General features: G+C 72.2%; 20 protein-coding genes. 10 read left to right on the forward strand and 10 right to left on the reverse strand.

What is annotated here, in order from left to right:
• Positions 1–879 (reverse strand): helix-turn-helix domain-containing protein (locus tag HF577_RS29315; protein WP_169399226.1); only part of this gene is annotated, 879 nt, incomplete at its 3' end.
• Positions 880–995: 116 nt separating this feature from the next.
• Between HF577_RS29315 and HF577_RS29320 the strand changes: the two genes are divergently transcribed.
• The 5 genes from HF577_RS29320 to HF577_RS29340 are packed head-to-tail and all read left to right on the forward strand — an operon-like array spanning position 996 to position 4,030.
• Positions 996–1,685 (forward strand): M50 family metallopeptidase, encoded by a 690-nt coding sequence (locus tag HF577_RS29320; protein ID WP_169399227.1) that lies wholly within the window; start codon positions 996–998, stop codon positions 1,683–1,685.
• Positions 1,686–1,706: 21 nt separating this feature from the next.
• Entirely contained in the window at positions 1,707–2,126 is a 420-nt protein-coding gene (locus HF577_RS29325; protein WP_169399228.1) for a nitroreductase family deazaflavin-dependent oxidoreductase, read from the forward strand.
• 56 nt (positions 2,127–2,182) lie between these two features.
• Complete coding sequence (locus HF577_RS29330; RefSeq protein WP_169399229.1) at positions 2,183–2,599, forward strand: nitroreductase family deazaflavin-dependent oxidoreductase; 417 nt, start codon at positions 2,183–2,185, stop codon at positions 2,597–2,599.
• A 40-nt stretch (positions 2,600–2,639) separates the two neighbouring features.
• Positions 2,640–3,077: a GlcG/HbpS family heme-binding protein gene (locus HF577_RS29335; RefSeq protein WP_169399230.1), complete on the forward strand. Its 438-nt coding sequence runs from the start codon at positions 2,640–2,642 to the stop codon at positions 3,075–3,077.
• Positions 3,074–4,030: an EamA family transporter gene (locus HF577_RS29340; RefSeq protein WP_169399242.1), complete on the forward strand. Its 957-nt coding sequence runs from the start codon at positions 3,074–3,076 to the stop codon at positions 4,028–4,030. Before HF577_RS29335 ends, HF577_RS29340 begins: the two co-directional genes overlap by 4 nt.
• A 3-nt stretch (positions 4,031–4,033) precedes the next feature.
• Here HF577_RS29340 and HF577_RS29345 read toward each other — a convergent pair whose 3' ends face one another.
• A complete protein-coding gene (locus HF577_RS29345; protein ID WP_312859448.1) occupies positions 4,034–4,546 on the reverse strand; it encodes a DnaJ family domain-containing protein in 513 nt (170 codons plus the stop codon).
• A 49-nt stretch (positions 4,547–4,595) separates the two neighbouring features.
• On the opposite strand from HF577_RS29345, the gene HF577_RS29350 reads away from it, so the two are divergent.
• The 3 genes from HF577_RS29350 (at position 4,596) to HF577_RS29360 (ending at position 12,086) form a co-directional block, all read left to right on the forward strand.
• Complete coding sequence (locus HF577_RS29350; protein WP_169399232.1) at positions 4,596–4,958, forward strand: cupin domain-containing protein; 363 nt, start codon at positions 4,596–4,598, stop codon at positions 4,956–4,958.
• 324 nt (positions 4,959–5,282) lie between these two features.
• Entirely contained in the window at positions 5,283–11,477 is a 6,195-nt protein-coding gene (locus HF577_RS29355) for an eCIS core domain-containing protein (protein ID WP_169399224.1), read from the forward strand.
• A gap of 42 nt (positions 11,478–11,519) precedes the next feature.
• Positions 11,520–12,086, forward strand: a complete 567-nt coding sequence (locus HF577_RS29360) for a dienelactone hydrolase family protein (RefSeq protein ID WP_169399233.1) — start codon at positions 11,520–11,522, stop codon at positions 12,084–12,086.
• Positions 12,087–12,128: 42 nt separating this feature from the next.
• On the opposite strand, the gene HF577_RS29365 is transcribed toward HF577_RS29360, so the two are convergent.
• The 8 genes from HF577_RS29365 to HF577_RS29400 all read right to left on the reverse strand — a co-directional run bounded on the left by HF577_RS29365 (position 12,129) and on the right by HF577_RS29400 (position 19,824).
• The gene (locus tag HF577_RS29365) at positions 12,129–13,172 is read right to left on the reverse strand and encodes a zinc ribbon domain-containing protein (protein ID WP_169399234.1); all 1,044 of its coding nucleotides are present in this window, start codon (positions 13,170–13,172) and stop codon (positions 12,129–12,131) included.
• 74 nt (positions 13,173–13,246) lie between these two features.
• Positions 13,247–13,810: a phage tail protein gene (locus HF577_RS29370; RefSeq protein ID WP_169399235.1), complete on the reverse strand. Its 564-nt coding sequence runs from the start codon at positions 13,808–13,810 to the stop codon at positions 13,247–13,249.
• Positions 13,807–15,759, reverse strand: coding sequence for a putative baseplate assembly protein (locus HF577_RS29375; RefSeq protein ID WP_169399236.1), 1,953 nt, complete (start codon positions 15,757–15,759; stop codon positions 13,807–13,809). The genes HF577_RS29370 and HF577_RS29375 overlap by 4 nt, the downstream gene beginning before the upstream one ends.
• Positions 15,759–16,127 (reverse strand): GPW/gp25 family protein, encoded by a 369-nt coding sequence (locus tag HF577_RS29380; protein ID WP_407692250.1) that lies wholly within the window; start codon positions 16,125–16,127, stop codon positions 15,759–15,761. Before HF577_RS29380 ends, HF577_RS29375 begins: the two co-directional genes overlap by 1 nt.
• An 85-nt stretch (positions 16,128–16,212) precedes the next feature.
• Positions 16,213–18,081, reverse strand: a complete 1,869-nt coding sequence (locus HF577_RS29385) for a VgrG-related protein (RefSeq protein WP_169399238.1) — start codon at positions 18,079–18,081, stop codon at positions 16,213–16,215.
• Between the two features lie 70 nt (positions 18,082–18,151).
• A complete protein-coding gene (locus HF577_RS29390; RefSeq protein ID WP_169399239.1) occupies positions 18,152–18,913 on the reverse strand; it encodes a CIS tube protein in 762 nt (253 codons plus the stop codon).
• 3 nt (positions 18,914–18,916) lie between these two features.
• Positions 18,917–19,351 (reverse strand): phage tail protein, encoded by a 435-nt coding sequence (locus HF577_RS29395; protein WP_169399240.1) that lies wholly within the window; start codon positions 19,349–19,351, stop codon positions 18,917–18,919.
• Positions 19,352–19,368: 17 nt separating this feature from the next.
• The gene (locus tag HF577_RS29400) at positions 19,369–19,824 is read right to left on the reverse strand and encodes a hypothetical protein (protein WP_169399225.1); all 456 of its coding nucleotides are present in this window, start codon (positions 19,822–19,824) and stop codon (positions 19,369–19,371) included.
• 199 nt (positions 19,825–20,023) lie between these two features.
• Between HF577_RS29400 and HF577_RS29405 the strand changes: the two genes are divergently transcribed.
• Positions 20,024–20,218 (forward strand): hypothetical protein, encoded by a 195-nt coding sequence (locus tag HF577_RS29405; RefSeq protein WP_169399241.1) that lies wholly within the window; start codon positions 20,024–20,026, stop codon positions 20,216–20,218.
• 381 nt (positions 20,219–20,599) lie between these two features.
• The coding region (locus tag HF577_RS29410) for a hypothetical protein (protein WP_211175018.1) at positions 20,600–20,946 on the forward strand (347 nt) is incomplete at its 3' end.

Consider the following 20,946-nt stretch of genomic DNA (forward strand, 5'->3'; position numbering starts at 1 on the left):
CAGCCACTCGAACGCCGGCACCGAGGGCGGCCTGGGCTCCCAGCCGTTGAGGATGCCGAGGAGCTGCCAGTACCGCTCCACCCGGCGGTCGGTGAAGGTGGCGGTCGCGGCGGCGAGCTCGTCCCGGCCGGCCGGGTCGAGCTCCGGCGAGATGAGCCGGTGCAGGACGGCCTGCCCTTCCGCCGATCCCGGTGCGACGCCGGCCGTGACCGCCGCGCCCGCGTGCTCGATGACGGCCGCCGGGTCAACCAGCGGCTCGGCGGCGCCCGGCTCGGATCCTGTGGTGGCCATCTCCCGTACCCGCGCGCGGAACGAAGGGTCCGTGACGAGTTCGGCGAGCTCCACCCAGGCCTCGACCTGCTCGGTGGTGGGCTCGTCGGGTAGCTCGGCGGGCATCGTGCGCATGGCGCCGGCGATCCCCGCGCCGGGGGCGTCGGGATCGGTGCCCGCGAAGGCGCTGTCGACGAACTCGTCGATCAGCTGCTGGCGTTCGGTGGCGGAGAGTCGGGCGAGGTCGTTCATCAGGGCTGCCTTTCGGGGAGAGGGTGCCCCACGGGCGAGCAGCGTGCACACTGCGCGCTGCGTCCGCAGGGTGCGGATCTGGCTGTCGATGGCCTGCACGTGCGCCGCGGCGACGTCCTCGACGCTGCGCCTGCGCTCCAGCACGAGGCGCACGTCGTCGAGGCCGAGGCCGAGCTCGCGCAGCGTGCGCACGAGGTCGAGCCGGGCCACGGCGCGGGCGTCGTAGCGGCGGTAGTTCCCGGTCGAGCGTTCGGTCTCGGGCAGCACGCCCTCGTCGGACCAGAACCGGATCGTGCGAACCGGTACGCCCGACCGGCGGGCGAGCTGTCCGATCGTCAGCAGGGTCGTCTCGGTCATGGGCTCATCCTCTGGTCTCCAGCGGCTGGAGGGTCAACACCGTTTCCGGCCCGCAGCCGAGGCGGCCGCACCGTCAGTGCGAGACTCGTGCCGTGGGGGACGGGGCGGGCGCAGTCGTGCAAACCGTCATCGACACCCTCGGCGCGCTGGTCGCCGACCGCCCCGGCGTGCTCCTGGCGGCCGTACTCGCGTTCGTCGCCGTGGTGTGGCAGGTGTCCTGGCGCTGGTCGCGGATCGTGGTGACGATCGCCCACGAGGGTGGCCACGCGCTCGTCGCCGTGCTGGCCGGGCGCGGCCTGACGGGCATCCGGCTGCACCCCGACACGTCGGGGCTGACGGTCTCCACCGGCGCCCGCCGTGGCCCCGGGCTGGTGTTCACGTTCCTCGGCGGCTATCCGGCGCCGTCGCTCCTGGGTCTCGGCGGCGCCGCGCTGGTGGCCGCCGACCGCGCATCGTTGATGCTCTGGATCGCGCTCGGCCTGCTCGTCGCCACGCTGATCCACATCCGGAACCTCTACGGGGCGGTGGCCGTGCTGGCCACCGGCGCGCTCGTGACGGCGGTCGCCGGGTGGGGCACGCCACGGCTGCAGGACGGCTTCGCGGCCGCGCTGTGCTGGTTCCTTCTGTTCGGCGGCCTGCGTGCGGTGCGGGAGCTGCAACGGGGCCGGCGCCGGGGCCTGCACGCCAGCTCCGACGCCGACATGCTCGCCGGCCTCACCCACGTCCCGGGCGGAATGTGGGCCGGTCTCTTCTGGTTGGTGGCAGGTGGGGCTGTGATCACCGCGGTCTGGGTGCTGCTCTTCTGACGCTGTGCTGCGAGGAGAAAAATGAGCGAGTGGGACGACCGGAACCAGAAGATCATCGAGGAGTTCCGGGCCAACGAGGGGCGAGCGGGTGGCTTCTTCGAGGGCGCGCACATGATCCTGATCCACCACATCGGCGCCAAGTCGGGCACCGTGCGCGTGGCGCCGCTGGTCTACTTCCCGCAGGACGACGGGAGCCTGGTGATCATCGCGTCCAAGGGCGGGGCGCCGACCAACCCGGACTGGTACCACAACCTGAAGGCCAACCCGAAGTTCGACGTCGAGGTGGGCACGGAGACCTTCGCGGTGCTGGCGGAGGAGGTGACCGGACCGGAGCGCGACGAGATCTGGGCACGGGTGGTCGCGGAGCGGCCCGGATTCGGTGACTACGAGCGGAAGACCACACGGACGATCCCCGTGCTGCGGCTGACGCGGGTGTCCTGAGACAGGGACCAGACCCGGACCGTCGTGGCCGCAGCGCTGAAGCTGCGAGGAGAGAAATGAGCGAGTGGGACGAGTGGAACGCGCGCATCATCGAGGAGTTCCGCGCCAATGAGGGCCGGGTGGCCGAGGCCGACGGCTACCCGACGATCCTGATCCATCACATCGGCGCGAAGTCGGGCATCGAGCGCGTCTCGCCGCTGGCCAGCTTCCCGCAGGACGACGGGAGCATCCTGATCATCGCGTCCAAGGCCGGGGCGCCGACCAACCCGGACTGGTACCACAACGTGAAGGCCAACCCGACGTTCACCGTCGAGGTCGGTACCGGGACCTTCCCGGTGCACGCCGAGGAGGTGGTCGGGGCGGAGCGCGACGAGTTCTTCGCGCGGGTGGCCGCCGAGCGCCCCAATTTCGGGGAGTACCAGCGGAAGACCACCCGGACGATCCCCGTCCTGCGACTGACCCGGGTGTCCTGAGGCAGGATCAGGTCCGATAGCCGTCGACCCGGAGGAACTCGTGACCATCACGCTCGAGCAGGCCCAGACCATCGTGCGCGCCGCGCTGGAGCACGGGACGGAGCAGGGGTTCAACCCGCTCACGGTCGCCGTGCTCGATCCCGGCGGTGCCCTTGTCGCGCTGGGCCGCCAGGACGGCTCGGGTCACCTGCGCCCGGACATCGCCGTCGCCAAGGCGTGGGGGGTGCTCGGGCTGGGCATGACGAACCGCGCGATCGCCGCGCGGGCCGCCGACTCACCGGAGTTCTTCACCTCGGTGGCCACGCTGGCCGGCGGCCGGATCCTGTCGGTCCCCGGCGGCGTCTTCATCCGGGACGGCGAGGGCAGGCTGCTCGGCGCCGTCGGCGTCACGGGCGACCTGTCGCTCAACGACGAGGCCGCGGCCCTGGCGGGCATCGCCGCGGCCGGTCTCGTGGCGGAGACCGGAGCCGAGGACTGAGCGCCGGCCTACTCGCCCGTCGCGACGGCACCCGGGCCGGTCTCGCACTCGCGCTGGCCTCGGCCGCCGCGTTCGGGCTGTCCGGGCCGTTCGCGAAGGCGCTGACCGACGCCGGGTGGTCCGCCAGCGGCGCGGTGCTTGTGCGGCTGGGCGGGGCGGCCGTGATCCTGCTGGTGATCCTGGCGGTCGCCCGGCCCGGTGTGCTGGCCGCGATCCGCGCCGACGGGCCGGCGCTCCTGCTCTACGGGCTGCTCGCCATGGCGGGCGTGCAGGTGGCGTTCTTCAACGCCCTGCAGTACCTGCCGGTCACCGTCGCGCTGCTGCTGGAGTACCTCGGTCCGATCCTCGTGATCGGCTGGGTGTGGCTGGTGCGTGGGCAGCCGCCGGGTCCGCGCACGGTGCTGGGGGCCGGTGTCGCCCTCGTTGGGCTGTCGATGGTGGTGCAGGTGTGGTCCGGGATCGGGCTGCGCTGGGAGGGGCTCGCCTGGGGTTTCGCCGCTGCGGTGTGCCAGGCCGCGTACTTCCTGATGGCCGACCGCGCCGGCAGCACGACACCGCCGCTGGTGCTCGCGGGGGTCGGGATGACGGTGGGTGCCGTCGTGGTCGGGTTGCTCGGGGCCGCCGGTGTGCTGCCGGTCGTGGTCGACACCGCCGCCGCCGGCGTGCTGCTCGCCGGTGTGGACGTCGGATGGCCGGTCGCCGCCGCGTTGCTCATCGGCGTCTCCTCCGTGGTCGCCTACCTCACCGGGCTGGCCGCGATCGCCCGGATCGGTGCCGCCCGCGGATCGCTGGTGGCGTTGCTGGAGGTGGTGGCCTCGGCTGTCGCGTCCTGGCTGCTGCTGGGCCAGGTGCCCACCGCGGGGCAGGCGTTCGGCGGTGCGCTGATCCTGGTGGGTGTGGCACTGACCAGCACCGCCCGGCCTGCCGTGCTCGCCGAACCGGATCTGCGGTAGCCGTCAGCCCCGCCGCAGGAGGCGGCGCCACCAGGGTGTCGTCGGCCGCGGCCGCGGCCGCGGCTGTGGCTCGGGGGCCGCGGGGTCGACGGCGGGAGCGGGCGCCGTCCGTTCGGTGCGCCACCGGCTCACCGCGTGGTCGGCGTTGACGGGCCCGATGCGTACGCGCGGCCCCGACGGCGCGCGCAGGAAGTCGACGATGCGCATGTTGAGCTCCGCCACCGCGTCCCGTACGGCCTGCTCGGTGGGCAGTTCGCGCAGCGTCCCGGGCAGCCGGTCGACCTCCTTGCGCAGCTGGATGGACGGTGGCAGCAGCGCGTCGTTCGACAGGCCTTCGTGCCGCAGGTAGCTCTTCACCCACCACATCTCGTCGTGCGGGTCGTCGAGGCCGGGCAGCGGTTTGCCCTTCCCCGGCAGGTTGTCGAAGTCACCCCGCTCCTGAGCGAGCCGGATCTGCTTGTCCACCACCGACTCGTAGCGGTGGCCACCGGGATCGACCACGGCGTCCCCTCCCACGCACCTTCCCGAACGTCCCGACCGTACCCACGGCTGGAATGATCGTGCGGTGCCGAGACTGATCGAGAGCCCGACGCGGGTGACCGCGGCCGGCGAGCCGCCCAAGACCATCGACGAGTACGTCGGGCAGGTCAACACCGGCGACGGACGGCTGTCGGTGGCGCACATGCGCAGTCCCTCGGGCTGGTCGGAGCCGGGTCAGCGTCCCGAGTTCGACGAGTACACCCTCGTGCTGCGGGGTGCGCTGCGCGTGGAGCACGAGAGCGGCGAGCTCACCGTGGCAGCGGGGCAGGCGGTGCACACCGCGGCGGGGGAGTGGGTGCGCTACAGCTCGCCCGGCGCCGACGGCGCCGAGTACGTGGCGGTGTGCCTGCCGGCGTTCGGATTGGACACCGCGCACCGCGACGACTGACCGGGCGACGGAAAGCCGTCGAAATCGGGTTGTCGCGGCGCCGGTGACGGCGCCATCTCGGGCTGCCCGGAAATGGTATCGGGTGGGCTCTCCGTGAACCATCTCTGCTCGCACCGGTGCGTGTCCCGAGAATTCGCCGACCCGGCGTGATGCCGATCATCATTGGGTCAAGCCCTGCAAAAACGATCATGCCACGCGGATTTCCCTCCCCGTACATCTTCGGTTACCCGTGCTCTCCGCTCGTACGTCCAATCTGGGGCGGCTCGCCGAGTCTGGCGAGAAGGAGTCGAGTGACATCACGTCCAGCGGGGAGAATCAGTGCGGATGCGGGGCTCCGCGCCCGAGATCGGCAGTGCACAGCACTCTGTTCGGTCGCCCGCACGCCGGGCCGAAGGCTCCGCGCCGGTCGCGGCCGAGCCGGATTCGGGGCGGCTGCCTGCGCTGCAGCGCCTGGCCGGCAACGGTGCGGTCAACCGGATGCTGGCCGATCGACCGCAACCGGGTCACGAGGAGATCGTCCCTCCGGACGGGTCCGGGCCGGTGGGACCGGAGCCCGTGCACCGCTCCGCCGTGCACGACGTGCTGGCCTCGCCCGGGCGGGCGCTCGACGACCGGGTCCGGCGCGACATGGAGACGTGGCTCGGAACGGACTTCTCCGGTGTCCGGGTGCACTCCGATGTGGCCGCGCAGCGTTCGGCGACGGAGATCGGGGCCCGCGCCTACACCTCCGGTGAGCACGTCGTGCTCGGTGCCGGCACCGACCGGCGGACCATCGCCCACGAGCTGACCCACGTCGTCCAGCAACGGCGGGGCCCGGTGAGCGGAACCGACCAGGGCAACGGCCTGCACATGAGCCATCCCGACGACCGGTTCGAGCAGGAGGCCGATGCGGTGGCGTCGGCCGTCGTGTCGGGGCTGCCCGCGACCGGCGTGGACTGCGAGGCCGTGCGCGACCGGGGACGGGCCGCCCCGGGCTCCGTGGTGCAGCGCATGCCGGCACGAGCGATGGCACGCCCCCGGCGTCGGCCGCTGCCCGCCGTCCCGGAGGAGAGCGCCGACGCCGTCGAGGCGCTCGCGTCCGAGACCCCGGCGCAGGTCGACGCCGGGACGGAAGCTGCCGGCCGGAGACGGGGCGCCGACAAGGGAAAGGGCCGGGCCGACGCGCCCGCCGAGGCAGCGGCCGCTACGACGTCGGGCTCCGCCCGGGACGGTGGCCTCCCGCGCCCACCCGAGCGGATCAGCGAGGGCCAGCTCGGGGGCGGCGACCGCGTCCTGCACATCGACGGCCCGGACAACGCGGTCAGCGAGAGCCTGCTGCGGGAGCTCGCACACGTCCTGACCAAGCGCCAGCTGGACGAGGCCAGAGAACAGGTCGCGGCGCCGCTGAGCCTGCAGGCGTTGCAGCCCGTGCTCTCGTCCTTGACCCGGGGCGACGTCATGCTCGTCGCCCTGGACGTCGGCGGCTGGACTGGTGAGATCGAGGTGACGGCCCGGGTCGTCACGGCCACGGCGCGGGACACGCTCGAGAAGCTGGAGTTCGAGGACGGTGGCGACCGGTCCACGTCGGTCTCCGAGCTCGGGGAGCGTCGATCCCGGATCCGCTTCGGAGGGATCGTCAGCGCCAAACCCTCCGCGGCCACCGGCGTCACCTTCCAGGGCGGGGGGCTCCGGGACAGGAGCACCAGCAGCGTTGAGGCGAGTGTGGGGCGCAGCTTCGCACGCACCAAGACTCCGGAACGTGCGCTGCGTATGGACACCGAGATCCAGGTCGCGTTCGACCTCTCCGGGCTCCGCGGGCCACGTCGGCTGCCGCTGGTGGGTTCGCGGCGGGAGATCGGACAACGAGGGGGAGACGAGGGGTCCGGCTCCGGGGTGACCGTGCCCGCGCTGGTCGCCGGCCCGGCTGCCGAGGCGGCAGGTGCTCCGGGCCCCGACGCGCACCTCATGCCACCGGCGCGGGTGCAGGAGACCCGGGCGCTGGGCGGCATGGACGTGGTCCAGGACGTCTACGCGGTGGATGCCGCCGGGAAGCGGACCGGCGGCGGGGTGCGAGCGTTGCTCGGCTCCGAGACAGAGTGGGCATCCCTGGAGAGCTGCGGCCGCCGGGTGTTCACCGAGGCCTGGCCCGGGGTGCGGCGGGAGCTACTGGCGCATCTCACGATGGTGTCCCTGCAGAGCGACCTGAAAGCCATGATGGTGGGGAAGGGTCTCGAGATCCCCCTCATGAACGGCCGGGGCACGATCCGGGTCGCCGCCGAGATCGAGCAGATGAGGCACGTTCGCACCACCGCGCAGACGGAGTTCAACGTCGGGACCGACGCGAGCCGGACGGTGGGCTCTTCCGTCGCCTCCGGCCGGCGGGCGGAAGGGGTCTTCTCGGGTTCGAACTCCGACTTCAACGGTGCGCCGTTGAGCGGGAGCCTCGGCGTCCCGCTCGAGTACGGGCGCGAGAACAGATCAGGCGCGCAGATCACGGTCCGGTCCGGCACCGGCATCAAGATGAAGGCGCGTGGCGCCGTCTTCGCCGGTATCGCCGGACTCACGTTCAGCGTTCTCGATGCCGCCTCGACCACTCCCACCACGGCGTACTCGAGAGTGGGGTTCCAGGCCGTCGTGGCGGCCGACGAGTCGGTCGTGTCTGCCGAGGCGAGCAGGTTCGCGGCCGTCGGCGAACGCGGGGCCATGAGGGCACCCAGCTTTGCCGCGGGGGCGACCGTCCGGCGGCCCGGCGAGGCGATCTGGGGCTCCGGAGGGCAGAGCGGGGGTGGACTCCCGGCCCATGCCGTCATCATCGACGTGCTCGCGGGATCCGACGACGCCCACAACCCCGTCGCCGACCTCGCGGGGGCGCTGGGGCAGCGGCAGCTGGGCGAGGCCTGGCCGGGCCTGCGGCCAGTGGTTCTCGGTGCGTTCAGCCGCGAGCGTCTCGCGGCGTCGATCCCGGCGATGACCCGGAACGTGCCGCTGCAGAGCCCACCGCTGATCCGCGCCCGGCACGGTTCCGCATGGATGGCGGCGACGGCCCGGTTGGAGCGGCTGGACTTCGTCCGGGAGCTCTCGAACAACGCCGAGCTCAACGTGCTCAACGACGTGAGCGAAGGGTCGGCCGCGGGGCGCTCCTCCTATCGGGGTGGCGGTGTCGAGGGGCAGGGCGGCGTCGAGCACCAGTTCTCCGAGGCGGTGTCCGGCCAGCTCCCGGGCCTCGGGGGCGAGTTCGCGGTACGGCACCGCAAGGGCTCGGAGGCGCGCCGGGGCGGCGGCAGCGTGGCCAGCGGCAAGTTCTCGGAGCCGATGGTCGTGTTCATCGGAACGGCCACGGTGAACGTCCGGCTCTCCGAGAGCGGGGTCGCCGAGGCGCTGGACGACGAACCGGTCCCGCTCCGGTTCGTGGTGGCGGTGCCGAAGTCACACACCGACGAGCACCAGGTCGTGGACGGAGCCGGCGGTGCGCAGAGCTTCCGTGCTCCGCCCACCCCTGCCGGCCGCTCGGGGGCGGGGGGCGCCCCCACCGCGGCTCCGCGTGCCGCGGTGGGGCCGGAGCGGGTGAGCCGGACCGGTCAGATCGGTGCGTCGGACGTGGTCGTGCGGCTGGACGACGACAGGGCGGTGGTGGACAAGCTCCGCGCGGAGATCGGCGACGGCTTCGGTCCCCACTGGCGCGAGGTCGAGGAGAAGGTGCTTCCGCTCTTCGACCCGGTCGCGCTCCGGCCGCTGGTCTCCGCACTCACCCACGGGCGGTCGTGGGGCACGTCCGTGACGGTCGACAAGACCCGAGCGGACATCCGCATCGTCTCGGCCACGGCCGCGATGACATCGCACCTGCGCTCGGTCCCCGCGTTCGAGTTCGAGGTCGGCACGGACTCGACAACCGCCGAGGGAACCTCGCGCGGGCACCGGAACCGTGTCGCCGCGATCGCACAGGGATCGGTGTCCGCGCCCCATGTGGCGGTCACGGTCGGCGAGAGAGCGTACGTGGACCGGATGTGGGAACGCGGTCGGGACCATTCCGCCGCTGCGGTGTCGCGAGGGAAGTCGGTCGAGCCCGCTGAGCTCTTCACGGGCCGGCTGAGTTTCGATATCGAGGTCAGGCTCCGCGGGGGGCCGCCCCGGACGATGACAGCGGTCATGCGGGGTGAGTTCGCGTTCCCCGCCCGCGACATGCCGGCGAGACCGGGGGCCGGGCCGGGCACCGCGTCCACGACGCGTTTCCGGCCGCCCTCGCGGATTGCGCAGTCCCAGCTTCTCGGGGCGAGCGACATCGTGCTGGAGCTGCTCCAACCCGAGCAGGCCCCGCCCGTGGGCGCGGTCGCCACGACATCGACAGCGGTGCCGGTGCCGTCAGGGCGGCTCTCCTCGGCGGCCGTTCTGGACCAGCTGGCGGACACCGGCGGCCGGGCCTTCGGGTCCCCCAAGGCCTGGGCGGCGGCCCGCGCCGAGCTCGCGGAGAAGTTCACGATCGACGAGCTCCGGACGCGGATGCGGTCCATGATGGCGGGTCAGTCCTGGACCATCACGCTGAAGAAGCACGGCAGCGTGGTGATCAGGTCCAGTGTGGAGGAGATGACGCACGCCGCGAACATCCCCTCCGTCGAGTTCAACAGCGGAGCCGCCGCCGGCCTCGCGCTCCAGGGCACCGACGGGCGGCCGTCTGCCGACTCACGGAGCGCCTACGTGACGAGTGTCGGGGTCGAGGGCACCTCCGACCCGTCGGGGGTCGCCCCGGCTCTCGTGGGTGGTGTCACCGGCGCGTACGAGCGCGGAGTGGACGCGACGTCCGACCACAGGTCCGGTCGAAGTGCGGGCGGCGGGACGAAGTCGAAGGTCCCGGGCAGCGTGTTCGACGGGGTCGCGGTCCTCGACTTCGAGTTCCGGCCGCCGCGTCGCCTGTTGGGCAGGACGGTCGACCGGAGCATCGGGAAGAACTCCGGCAGGTTCCGCCAGGAGATGGACCGGATCACCACGGAGCTCCAGGAGATCGCGCGTTCCGAGGACGAGCTCCGCGCCGCGAACGGCGCAGCGGGACCGAATCCCGTGGCTGCCGAGGAGGGGCTGGCGCGCCGGCGCGCGGCCCTCATGGCCGAGCAGGCCGACCTGCTGGAGGAGCAGACCGCGGAGATCCGCAGGCGGCCCCGCACGGAACCGCTGAGAGATCCGAGGATCGACGAGATCGACCAGCGGATCCTGGAGGTCGAACGGGCGCGGCGGCAGTTCGCGCTCCGGTCCCCGAGCCCCACGGCCAGTGCGATCGTGGAGACCAACGCGGCGTCCCGGCTGGAGAGGCTGGCCGCGGAGCGGGCGCGGCTGCTGGCGAGGTCCACCTCCCCGGACTCCACGGCAACCCCGATGACGAAGCGGGCGTTCCTGGTGAAGGAGCGCCACACGGGCCGTGCGAAGGTGCGGTTCCGGGCGCTCGTGGAGAGCAGCGACGCCCTCGAGGTCGACCAGGCCGAGGACGCCCGGTTCCGGGTCGGTCAGCCGGCCACGCCGGGCCTGCGCCGGGCCTGGGCGGCGCGTCGGGCGGAGCCCCGCACCGTCCGGGTGGCGCCGGAGCAGACCTGGCGCAACGGCCTCCCGTCGAACGCCGTCATCCGCGACCTGCCCGACGTCGGTTCGCTGTTCGGCCTGCTCGACACCTACGGGCGGGAGATCTACCGGGGCGCCTGGGACTCGGGGCCGACCCGCGGCCTGACGAACTCCGAGCGGGCCAAGCAGGCGTTCAGCCGGGAGCAGCTGATGGCCAACCTACCCCGCCTGACCCAGGGGGACGAGCTCACGAGCCCCCGGTTCCGGGTGAAGCTCGGCAGCGCATGGGTCTCGGTGACCGCCGAGGTGGTGGAGCTGGCCGAGGACCGCGAGGAGCGGGGCGCGGATGTCGCGCTGGTGGCGGAGAACACCACGCGGTTCCGCGAGCGGGAGCGCAAGTCGAAACTGGGGGGCCTCACCGGGCAGTTCGGCGCCGTGGCATCCGGTGTGAAGGGCAGCCCCAGCGGGACCGGCTTCCTCGGGTTCTCCCTCCGGAAGCGGCAGGGCACCGAGGTCCAGAGCGGCGGGCGGGTGGTGTCGAACTCCAAGGTGACGCTCCCACTCGTCCACTTCGACGGCCACGTGCGGTTCCTGTTCACGTTCCATGGCGGGTCCGGGCCGGAGGCAGCGAAGGCCGTGTCCGGGATCGTGCCGTTCGCGGTCTCCCTGCCGACCGAGCAGACGAGCGAACAGGCCGAGCCCGCCGTCGCCGCCGCGGTGCACTCGCAGTGGACCCATCCGACGGCGGCCGAACCCGCGGTGACCGACTCGATCAAGAGGCTCGAGCAGGACCTGCGGACCGCAGGCGACGGCTCCGGTTTCCTGGTCCGCACCAGCCGCCCGCGCCCGGAGCAGGTGGATCAGCACCGCGTCGTCAACCGGGACGGCCGGATCCTGTGGTACGAGGCCCGGTCCAACCGGCTCGTGCACCCCCCGTGGGACGCCATGACCGTCACCGCGTCCAGGCTGACAGCGCGTGCCGTCCCGAGCAGATAGCGACCGGCGTTCGGCCTACCGGAATCACTAGGCTCCGGCGCCATGGCTGAGATCGTCCTGTTCCACCATGAACAGGGGCTGACGTCCGGAGTGCTCGCATTCGCCGACGAGCTCCGCGCCGGCGGACACGTCGTGCACACCCCGGATCTCTACGACGGCAGAACCTTCACCGAGTTCACCGACGGCATCGGCCATGCCGACGAGATCGGGTTCGGCACCCTCATCGAGCGTGGCCGGCTCGCTGCCGAGGACCTGCCCGCCGACGTCGTCTACGCCGGGCTGTCGCTCGGGGTGATGCCCGCACAGATGCTGGCCCAGCGGCGGCCGGGCGCCACGGGGGCCCTGCTGCTCCACAGCTGCGTCCCGCTGTCGGAGTTCGGAGGCACGTGGCCCCACGGCGTCCCGGTGCAGATCCACACGATGGACCACGACGAGTGGGGTGATGTCGACATCGCCCACGAGTTCGTCGAGACGGTCGAGGGCGCGGAGCTGTTCCTGTACCCCGGCGACCAGCACCTGTTCACCGACAGCAGCCTGCCCGTCTACGACGAGAGCGCCGCGACGGTGCTCAGGAAGCGGGTGCTCGAGTTCCTCGCCACCATCGGCTGACCACCGGCGGGGCGACCAGGTCGCCCCGCCGGTGGGCGGTCCTCAGCTGCGCGTTCCGAGAAGCTGCACCTCGGCGATGGCCACCTGCTTGTCCCGGCCCGACTGGTAGGCGCTCCGGACGGTGAGGGTGACCGACTTGACGTTGTCCACCGGCGTGTCCACCTGCTGCACGAGGTCGTCCTGCAGCCGGACGTGGAACACCTTGTTCTGGCCCTGAGTGTTCTCCACCGTGATGTCGAGCAGCTCGGGCCGGTTCTCCTTGTCGCGGTCCTTGGGGTCCGGGGAGACGCCGGGGGTGATGCGGACCGCGCGGAGGTTGACCGACTGCGCGTAGTTCGCCGTGATGGCCGCACCCGAGGAGTCGCCGCTCTGACCGGTGCCCCACCAGCTGCTCGAGTTGCCGTCGAAGGCGGCGGTCGGCGGATGCTGCTGGTCGGTCTCCGACGCGGCCACCGTGGAGGGCGTGAGGAGCGAGAACTTGTTGATCAGGGCCGGCAGGAACAGGAACGCCAGCGCCGCGAGGATCGCGGCCGCGATGAGCGCGGCGAGAGCGATCAGCTTGCCCCGGCTGAGCCGCGCGAACCAGAGCCGGATGCGCTTCCAGAAGCCCGGCCTCCGCGGGGCCGCGGGAGCAGGCGCGGCGCTGAGATCCACCCCGCAGTTGCGGCAGAACCGGCGGTCGGACCGGTTCTCGACGCCGCAGTTCCAGCAGACGATGCCGCTCTCCTGCGTCGCCGTGACCTGCCGGACCTCGGGCCGGGGCGGTTCGGGGCGCCCCGGGAGCACCGGCGCCACCTCGTCGCGCTCGGAGAGCGGGACGAGGAGCCGGCGGGCCCGCTGCCGCAGGTCCGACTTCCGTGACTCGGCATCGGGGTCGGCGGGGGTGTCGTCGAACCCGGCCGTCCGGGACGCGACCGGGGCCTGCGGCGGGTACGGAGCCGGTGCCGGCGCGGCTGCCGGCGGCTGGGGTGCGGGCTGCGACTGCGGCTGGGGCGCCGGTTGCGGCTGGGCCGCAGGCCGGGCTGCCTGGGAAGCGCGCTGCTCGGTACGGCGGACCTCGTCCCAGTCGACGAAGTCACCGCACACCTCACAGAAGGATTTGCCGCTGGAGGGCCCCTCGTTTCCGCAGTTGGGGCAGCGGGGTGGAGTGGTCTCGTCGCTCATACCGTCAACACGTCGTTTCCGTTGGTGCCGATCACCTCGATGGCGAACGGCATGTGTGCAGGACTTGCCCCCGCCACCGCGGCCTCCAACCGAGCCAGGTTGACCGTGCTCGGGTCGGGGACCCGCACGGTCACGCGCAGCTGCGGTTCCGCGCTGCCGGGGAACGGACCGAGCGGCCGCGCCGACCACGACGATCCGCCGCTCTCGGTGATCTCCGGGGTCACCCCGATCGCCAGCCGGACGGCGGTGGCGAGGCCCGTGGCGGTACCCCGCCTGCGGTGCATGGTCACCGCGCCGGCGATGGCCTCCCGGCGGATCAGCACCGGCTCGTCGCCGTCGAGCTCGGCGCCGATCCACTGTCCCAGCCAGTCCAGGAAGTCCTCGGGGGCCAGCCAGGGGGAGAAGTAGGCCTCGAGGCAGTCGAGCAGGATCAGCACCGGCCCGAGCACCACGTCGAAGCCGCTGGCGAAGCGCAGCCCGAAGAAGTCCTCCTGGTAGATCGCCGGCAGCTGGTCGGCCAGCGGGTACGGGCTGCGGGGGTCGGTGACATTGCCTCTCATCGGTCCCCGATCACTCGCACGCGCAGGTCGAACGGGAACAGCAACGCCACGGGCGCGAGATCGATCCGGTCGGTCTGGTCGGCGCGCCGCCCCGTGAGGGGGTCGGCGGGGAACAGCTGCACCTCGTCCACGAGCTCCACGCCAGGTACACGTTGCAGAGCCGCGAAAAGCTCACCGGCCGCGAGCGGACGTCCGAAAGGCCAGCCATCGCCCTGCGGCCCCCCGGTCAGCGGGTCCAGGTACTCGTACAGGGCGTCCAGGGCGCCGGCCCGCACCTGCTGCGAGGAGACCCCGCGGAAGGAATGCATGGTCGCCTGCACCGATACGCCCTGGTAGAACGGCGGTCCGACGGACAGCCGCACCCCGAGCGGGCGCCGATCCTCGAGATAGCGGGTGATGCGGGCCAGCAGCTCGTCACCGGGGACGAGCTGCTCGAAGCGAAGGCGGCCGCCGATGTCCGGCACGGCCTGGGGGACCACCAGCACCCGTACCGCGTTCTCGTTCCCGGACTCGCGCACGGTGGGACACGCGATCCGGGCGACCTCGGGTGCGGCCCGCTGCGTGAGCTCCTCGTAGTCCCGCGGGGTCACCGCCCGGTCCTGCGCGCGCAGGGTGATCGGCGCCCGCACCTTGGCCTCGTCGATCGTCTCGCCGTCGAGACCGCCGCGCGCGCCCTCCCGGTTCTCCACCCTGGCGATCGACGGGATCGAGCTCCGCAGCACCCGGACGGTGCCGCGCGAGACGTTGCCGGTGCGCCCCCCGCCCGAGCGGTAGCGCGTCGCGCGCACGACCGAGCCCTTGAGCGGCACCGCGCCGTACTGACGCACGCTGCCGTCGGGCTCGCGGACCGCCGGGCCGAAGGTGATCTCGCCGGTCGTCGCGTCGAGGCGGACGTGCGGGGAACGGGCGTCGGAGGCGGCGAAGTTGTCGACGACCTCCCACGGCCGCCAGCCGTCGCCGTCGGACACCTCGAGCAGCAGTGAGGGCTCGCCGAGCACCACCGGCGGGCGCGACAGCTGCATCCGCTGCCCCGGAACCCCCTCGGCCTCACCGAGGATCTCGTTGTGGATGTCGTCCGCGTGCACCGCGCGGGCCGTGCCGCCGATGGTGAACGCCGTGGCGGAACGCAGGGTGGGCGACACCGAGTAGAACGGCTGCCCGACCTTCGGCTCGGTGACCTGGCAGCGCAGCCAGCCGGCCTCCTGCTGGCCGAGCCGGGATCGGGTGTGCCCGTCGGGGACGTGCAGGATGACCTGGCCGGTGCGGTTCAGGCCGCCGGTGCTGTCCTCGGCGACCTCACACGGTTGCCATCCGCGGGAGGTCAGCGCCTCCCACCGCAGCGGGGGCTGACGCGGGTCGACCCCGACGCCGTCGACCCGGCTGTCCAGCTCGAGCACCACGGCGCAGTTCGGCACCGCGACGGACAGCCCGAACAGCACCATGTCGCCCGCGCGGGGCTCGGCGGAGAACGCGCTCACGTCACGTTCGCTGAGGACCTCCTGGGTGCGGTCCTCCGGAGCACCGCCGGTGACCTGGCGCAGTACCAACTGCAGCTCGCACGGCGGGATGACCAGGTCGTTCTCGGTGGCGAAGCTGATCGCGACCTCGGTGTCGGTGCGCTCCGTGCTCACCTCGGTGCCCACCGGGACCACCAGGGCCTCCGGCTGCGGCGCCGACATCCAGAACGTCACGTCGACGCGGGACGCCGCCGGGGGGAACAGGGTGATCCCCAGCAGGTCCAGGAACGCCAGATAGTTCTTGTCCGGCACGCGGTTGAGCCGGTAGACGACCTGATCCGCCATGTAGGCCACGGCCTCGATCAGGGTGACTCCGGGGTCGGAGACGTTGTGGTCCGACCATTCGGGGCAGCGCTGCTGGATGTAGCGCTTGGCGTCGTCGACGAACTGCTGGAACCGACGATCGTCGAGGTTCGGGGCGGGCAGGGGCATTAAACTTCGCTCTCGTCGGGAGGTATGACGTAAAACGGAAAAACAAGGTTGCGCGGATTGTTGGTGCCGCGGATCTCGTATTCGATGTCGATGAGCAGCGTGGCGGCGTCGTCGTCATCCGCGGTGACGACCACGTCGAGCACCTCGATACGCGGTTCCCATCGTTCGAGGCTCGCCATCACCTCGAACCGCACCCGGCCGGCCGTCGTCGGGTTCATCGGGTCGAACGCCAGATCGTGCACGCCGCAGCCGAACTCCGGCCGCATGGGCCGCTCCCCGGGCGCCGTGGAGAGAATCAGCCGGATGGCCTCCACGATCTCGCCCTCACCTCGGGAGAGCGCGATCCCGCCGGAGGCCATGGTGTGCATCGGGAAGGACCAGCCCGCACCGACGAACGCGCCACTCATCGCCGCATCCCCAGGATGCGCCGCGGCGCTGCCGACCCCTGGCCCGTCATATCACCGGCACCCCGTTGGCCAGGACGCCGCCGTCCAGGGCGACCGCGGGAGCGTTGATCGTGATGGCGGACACCGAGCCCACCTCGACCGGCCCGGCCGAGTTCATGGTCACGGTGCCCACCGCGTCGATGGTCGCGGCCCCGACCGCGTTCATCGCCACGTCCCCGCCTGCCTTGAGGCTCAGCGCGCCGCCCGCGTCGATGTTGACCGCGCCGCCGCCCTTCAGACTCAGGTCACCGCCGGCCTCGATGCTCACGCTGACCGTGCCCTTGATGCTCACCGCGCCCTTGCTGTCCACGGTGATCGTGGTCTTGGTCTGGTCGAGGTACATCGTCAGAGCACCGTCACCGGTCCGCATCCGGATCCCGGTGGTGGCCTTGGTCTTCGCGTCGAGCAGTTCGACCATGTGCCCGCTGCGGGACGCCATGCTCCGCCAGTTCACCGCGCCGCTCACCCCGTCGACCTGGTCCAGCCGGCTGGTGTCCGGCGTGGGCCGGTCGACGCCGTTGTAGAGGCCGGCGAGCACGTAGGGATGCTCGAGGGAACCGCGGTCGAACCCGACCAGCACCTCGTCGTTGACCTCGGGCAGCACCGAGCCACCGCCGCGCACCCCGCCGAACTGCGCCACCCGGCACCAGCCGCTCTCGTAGGTGTCCGACAGCCAGGGGAACTTCACCTTCACCCTGCCCTGCTTCGTCGGGTCCTTCACGTTGCTCACGAGCGCGTTGGCCATGCTCGGCATCACCGGGGCGCTCTGGCCCCCGCCGGAGGCCAGGCCGTAGAGACTGCGGATCTGACGGCCCGTGACCTCCACCCAGGTGAGGTACTGCTGACCGCTCTCGAAGACGTGCCGGGCCGAGGTCACGGTGTACTTGCCCTCGAACGGGCGGCCCGCCCCGTTGAGCGCGACCGGGACGCCCGGTCCGAGCTCCGGGGTGCCGGTGACCGCCACCTCCATCTCGGCGAAGGAGCTGGCGACGTCGTCGGCGAGCGCGGTGGCGGCGTGCTGTACCTGTGACTGCGTGGTGTAGGGCACGTCCGAGTCGGTCAGCGCGGCCTTGCCGAACTTCGTCGTGACCTCGGCCGGGGTCACGTCGATCTGCGTCCCGTCGGTCTTCGTCGCCGTGACCTGGGCGGTGAGCGTGCGCTTGGTCGGCACGTCCCACCCTCGTACGGTCACCGTGTTGACCTGGCCCGCCGAGGTCACCCCCACCCGGCAGCGCAGCGCGTTGGCGCCGAACTGCAGCACGTAGGGGCTCTTCTCCGACGTGGTGGTGTCCGCGGGCGCCCCGGACGCGTCCCGGCGGGCGGTGAACTGCAGCTTGCCGGTGCGGTCCACGTAGAGATAGACGTCGTTCTCCAGCGCCAGCCGGGACATGAAGTCCCAGTCGGTGACGTTGGGCTGGGTCGCCATCTCGTAGACCGTCGGCGTCGAGTCGATCTTGCCGACCTGCAGCGTGTTCTGGGTCGCGAGCTTGCGCACGATGTCGGACGCGGTCATGTTCGGATAGCCGGCGATCCGCCGGTTGCGCTGCAGCCGGTGCGCAGCGTCGTAGCCGCGCACCCGCAGCGTCCGGCCGTTCCGGTCCGCGTCCGCCTCCAGCGCCGTGACCTCTCCGGTCAGCAGCGGCTGCCCGATCTGGCCGTCGGCGGCCACCGACATCTGGACCTTCGCCCCGATGGCCAGCTGCGAGAACGTGGTGGTCACGTCACTGTGCGGGTCGGAGAACGTGAGCTCGAAGGCCGACGGCAGGTTCATGCTGCTGTCCGCCCAGCCCGAGATGAGCAGCCGCGCCAGCGGGTCCGGCAGCTTCGTGCCGTTCATCTGCACTTCGAGCACATTGGTGTAGATCTTCTCGCTCATCGCACTCCCTCGCTGCGCTCGGTCGGCGCTTCGCGAAGGCGCTGTGTCATCGATTCGCTCGCAGGCTCGCTCATCGCCGCACCTCTTCCGCCGCCGGTAGCAGAAGTTCCTGTCCCGGCTTCAGCCGCAACGGGTCGTCGATGTTGTTGGCCGTTGCGATCACCCGCCAGACGGTCGGGTCGCCGTACTCCCTCCAGGCGAGCGACGCCAGCGAGTCCCCGGCCACCACCGAGTGCATCCGCGATGCGGTGAGCGCCCCGGAGGTGGGGTTCTGGCCCTTGGTCGCCTGCGGAATCTCCATGAGAGACAGCTGGCAGGTCGCGCGGTTCGGGGTGCCGTCCGCGTTGAACCGTGTGATGTTCACACTGACGTTCTGCGTGATCGCGGTGAACTGGGCTTCCTTCAGGTTGCCCCAGGAGAGCTTCACCCACGGTGGTGACGGGCGTTTGCTGCTCACGCTCTGCGGATCCACCTGGCAGGCCGACATCAGCAGTTCGATGTCCTTGTCGACCCCGCCGCCGGTGAGGCCACCGAGGATGCCGCCGTCGAGGATGATGTCGAGGCTCATGTTGGCCGGCTGCGCACCGTGGAACTCCGGAGTGGTCCCGCGCTCGAAGGCGACGGCCGACTGCGCGCTCCAGGACGCGGAACGCTGGATCTGCACGTTGCCGGGGTTGTAGGAGAACTTGACCTCGCCGATCTGGGAGCCGGGAATGCCGGTCGCCGAGGCGGGCGGGTGGTACAGCGTCAGCGAGGCCTTCGAGACCGCGAAGTTGCTGAGGCCCGGTACGTTCGCTGCCGCATTCTGGGCGATGCCCTTGAAGTTGACCATGGCTCAGAAGAGGCTGAATCCGTGGTAGGCGAGCTCGAGGGTCTCGGTGGCGACTCCGGGACTGTCCGGGTTGAACGTGGGGCCCTGCCAGCTCACCGGTGTGACCTCGTTGAGTCCCCACGTGCAGAGCTCGCTGCCGTCGGGGTTCATCGCGGTGATCTCCGCGGTCGGCCGCGTGAACAGAGTGGTGACCATCGACTGCTCCATCCACTGGTTGGCCTGGTTGGAGTCCGAGTTGATCGGCCGGGAGAGCCGGATGTTGCTGTAGTTGATGCGGCCAGGGAGATGCCAGGTGAAGGAGTTGTTGCCGCCCTCCTGGTGCTGCTGGGCCTCCGCCTGCACGCTGAAGCCTTCGCAGCTGGTGAACAGCCCGAAGTCCTGTCCGTCGATGGAGAGCTTGAAGAAGACGGTGGAACCGGGGTCGGTGGTGGGGGGCATCTGTCCTTCTCCTGGTGCTAGTGGTCGCGCAACCGGCCGTTGCGCTCACGGTCCAACCTGAGCTCGGCCCGCAGCAGGCGGGAGAGCGGGCCGATGAGGTCACGGGCGAGCTGGTCCATGTCCTGGCGGCTCAGCTGGGACATCGGCGACCCGGCCGCGGCCGGGTCCGCGGTCGGGGCCGGTGCCGCAGCTGTCTCGCTCGGGGCCGTCGTCGCCCGCTGGATCACGGTGTTGGTGCTGGTCGTGGGGGTCGGTGCGGGTGCGCTCTGCTGCCGAGCAGCGCTCGCCGGCCCGCTGCGGGTCGTGACGTTGCGCTGGACCGCCGCGCCCGTTTCCTGCCGACGGCTCACGGTGGGGACGGTGAGCGGGGCGGCCGGGTAGGTGCGCTGCGTCAGCGCCAACGGCTGGGCCGGGGTCGTCGGGGCCCCGGTCGCCGGGGAGCGCTGCACCGTCGGACGCACCGCGGTCGTCATGCCCGGTCCCGCTGCGGGATCGACCGGCCCGGGTCCGCCCGCGGTCGGTGCCGGCCCGCCGAATCCCGGCGGAGTCGCGGCAAGGCCCGGGAGGAGCGCCCCGGGCGGCAGGGGGAGTCCGGGCGGCGGGAAGTTGCCCGGTAGCGGTCCGGGCGGAGCCACCCCGGGCAGTGGCGACCCGGGGAGTGGAGCGTTCGGCGTGCTGCGGGCCGCCGCCGGGGCGCCGTCCCGGCTGAGCTGGACCACGGGTGAGCCGGGAGCAGCACCGGGTGACCGGGTGGCGGGCGCCTGGTTCCCGCCGGTCGGGGCTGCGGTGGTACCCAGCAGCCCCGATGCACCCAGCACCGACGTGGCGCCCAGCACCGACGTGGCACGCAGCGGTGCGAGCCGCTGAACGGGCCGGGGTGCCGAGGAGGCGCCTCGCGCGGGTGCGCCGGCGGAGCCCGGTGCCTGGGGCGCGCGCTGCACCGCGGTCGGGCCGCCGGCACCGGTTGCGCTTCCCGTCGCGGCCGAGCTGCTCCAACCGGGGGTGGCCGGCGAGCCGGCGCGCGTGGACGGCGAGGCGGGCGTGGCGCTGCGTGCCAGGGTGCCGGTTCCCCCGGACGGGGACGACGGGCGGAGGGGAACGGACGTCGACCCGCCCGGGCCGTCGAGGGGCGGCGTCGCGGCAGCGGTCGTGCGTTGCAGGGGCGTGGCGTCCGGCGCGGCGGCCGGGTTGGTGCCCGGCGTTCCCGGTGCGGGGGAGGCAGCTCCCAGACGCTGCACGGTCGGGCCGGTGGACACCCTCGCGGCCGGCGTGGCTCCGGTGAGCGGCGCCGACCGGGTGGCGGGCGCGGCTGGTCCGGCCGCCGAGGAGCCCGTCGCGGCCGCAGATGTCAACGTCGCGGATGTCAGCGGCGTCGCGGCCGCGGTGGCCCGGCGCGCCGACTCCGGAGCGGGAGCGCTCGACGACTCCGCAGGCCCGCCCGCTGGGGTCGCCGAGGTCGCGGCGGGCGCCGTCATGCGCTGGACGGTCCGGCTGGTGGGCAGCCCGGGGGCTCCTCCATCGGCTCCGGCGGCTCTGGCGGCTCCGTCGGCCTGGATGCCGGTAGCGGGTGCCGGGGGCGTCGGCGTGGTGGCGGT

This window comes from Pseudonocardia xinjiangensis, assembly GCF_012911925.1.
GTDB lineage: Bacteria > Actinomycetota > Actinomycetes > Mycobacteriales > Pseudonocardiaceae > Pseudonocardia > Pseudonocardia xinjiangensis.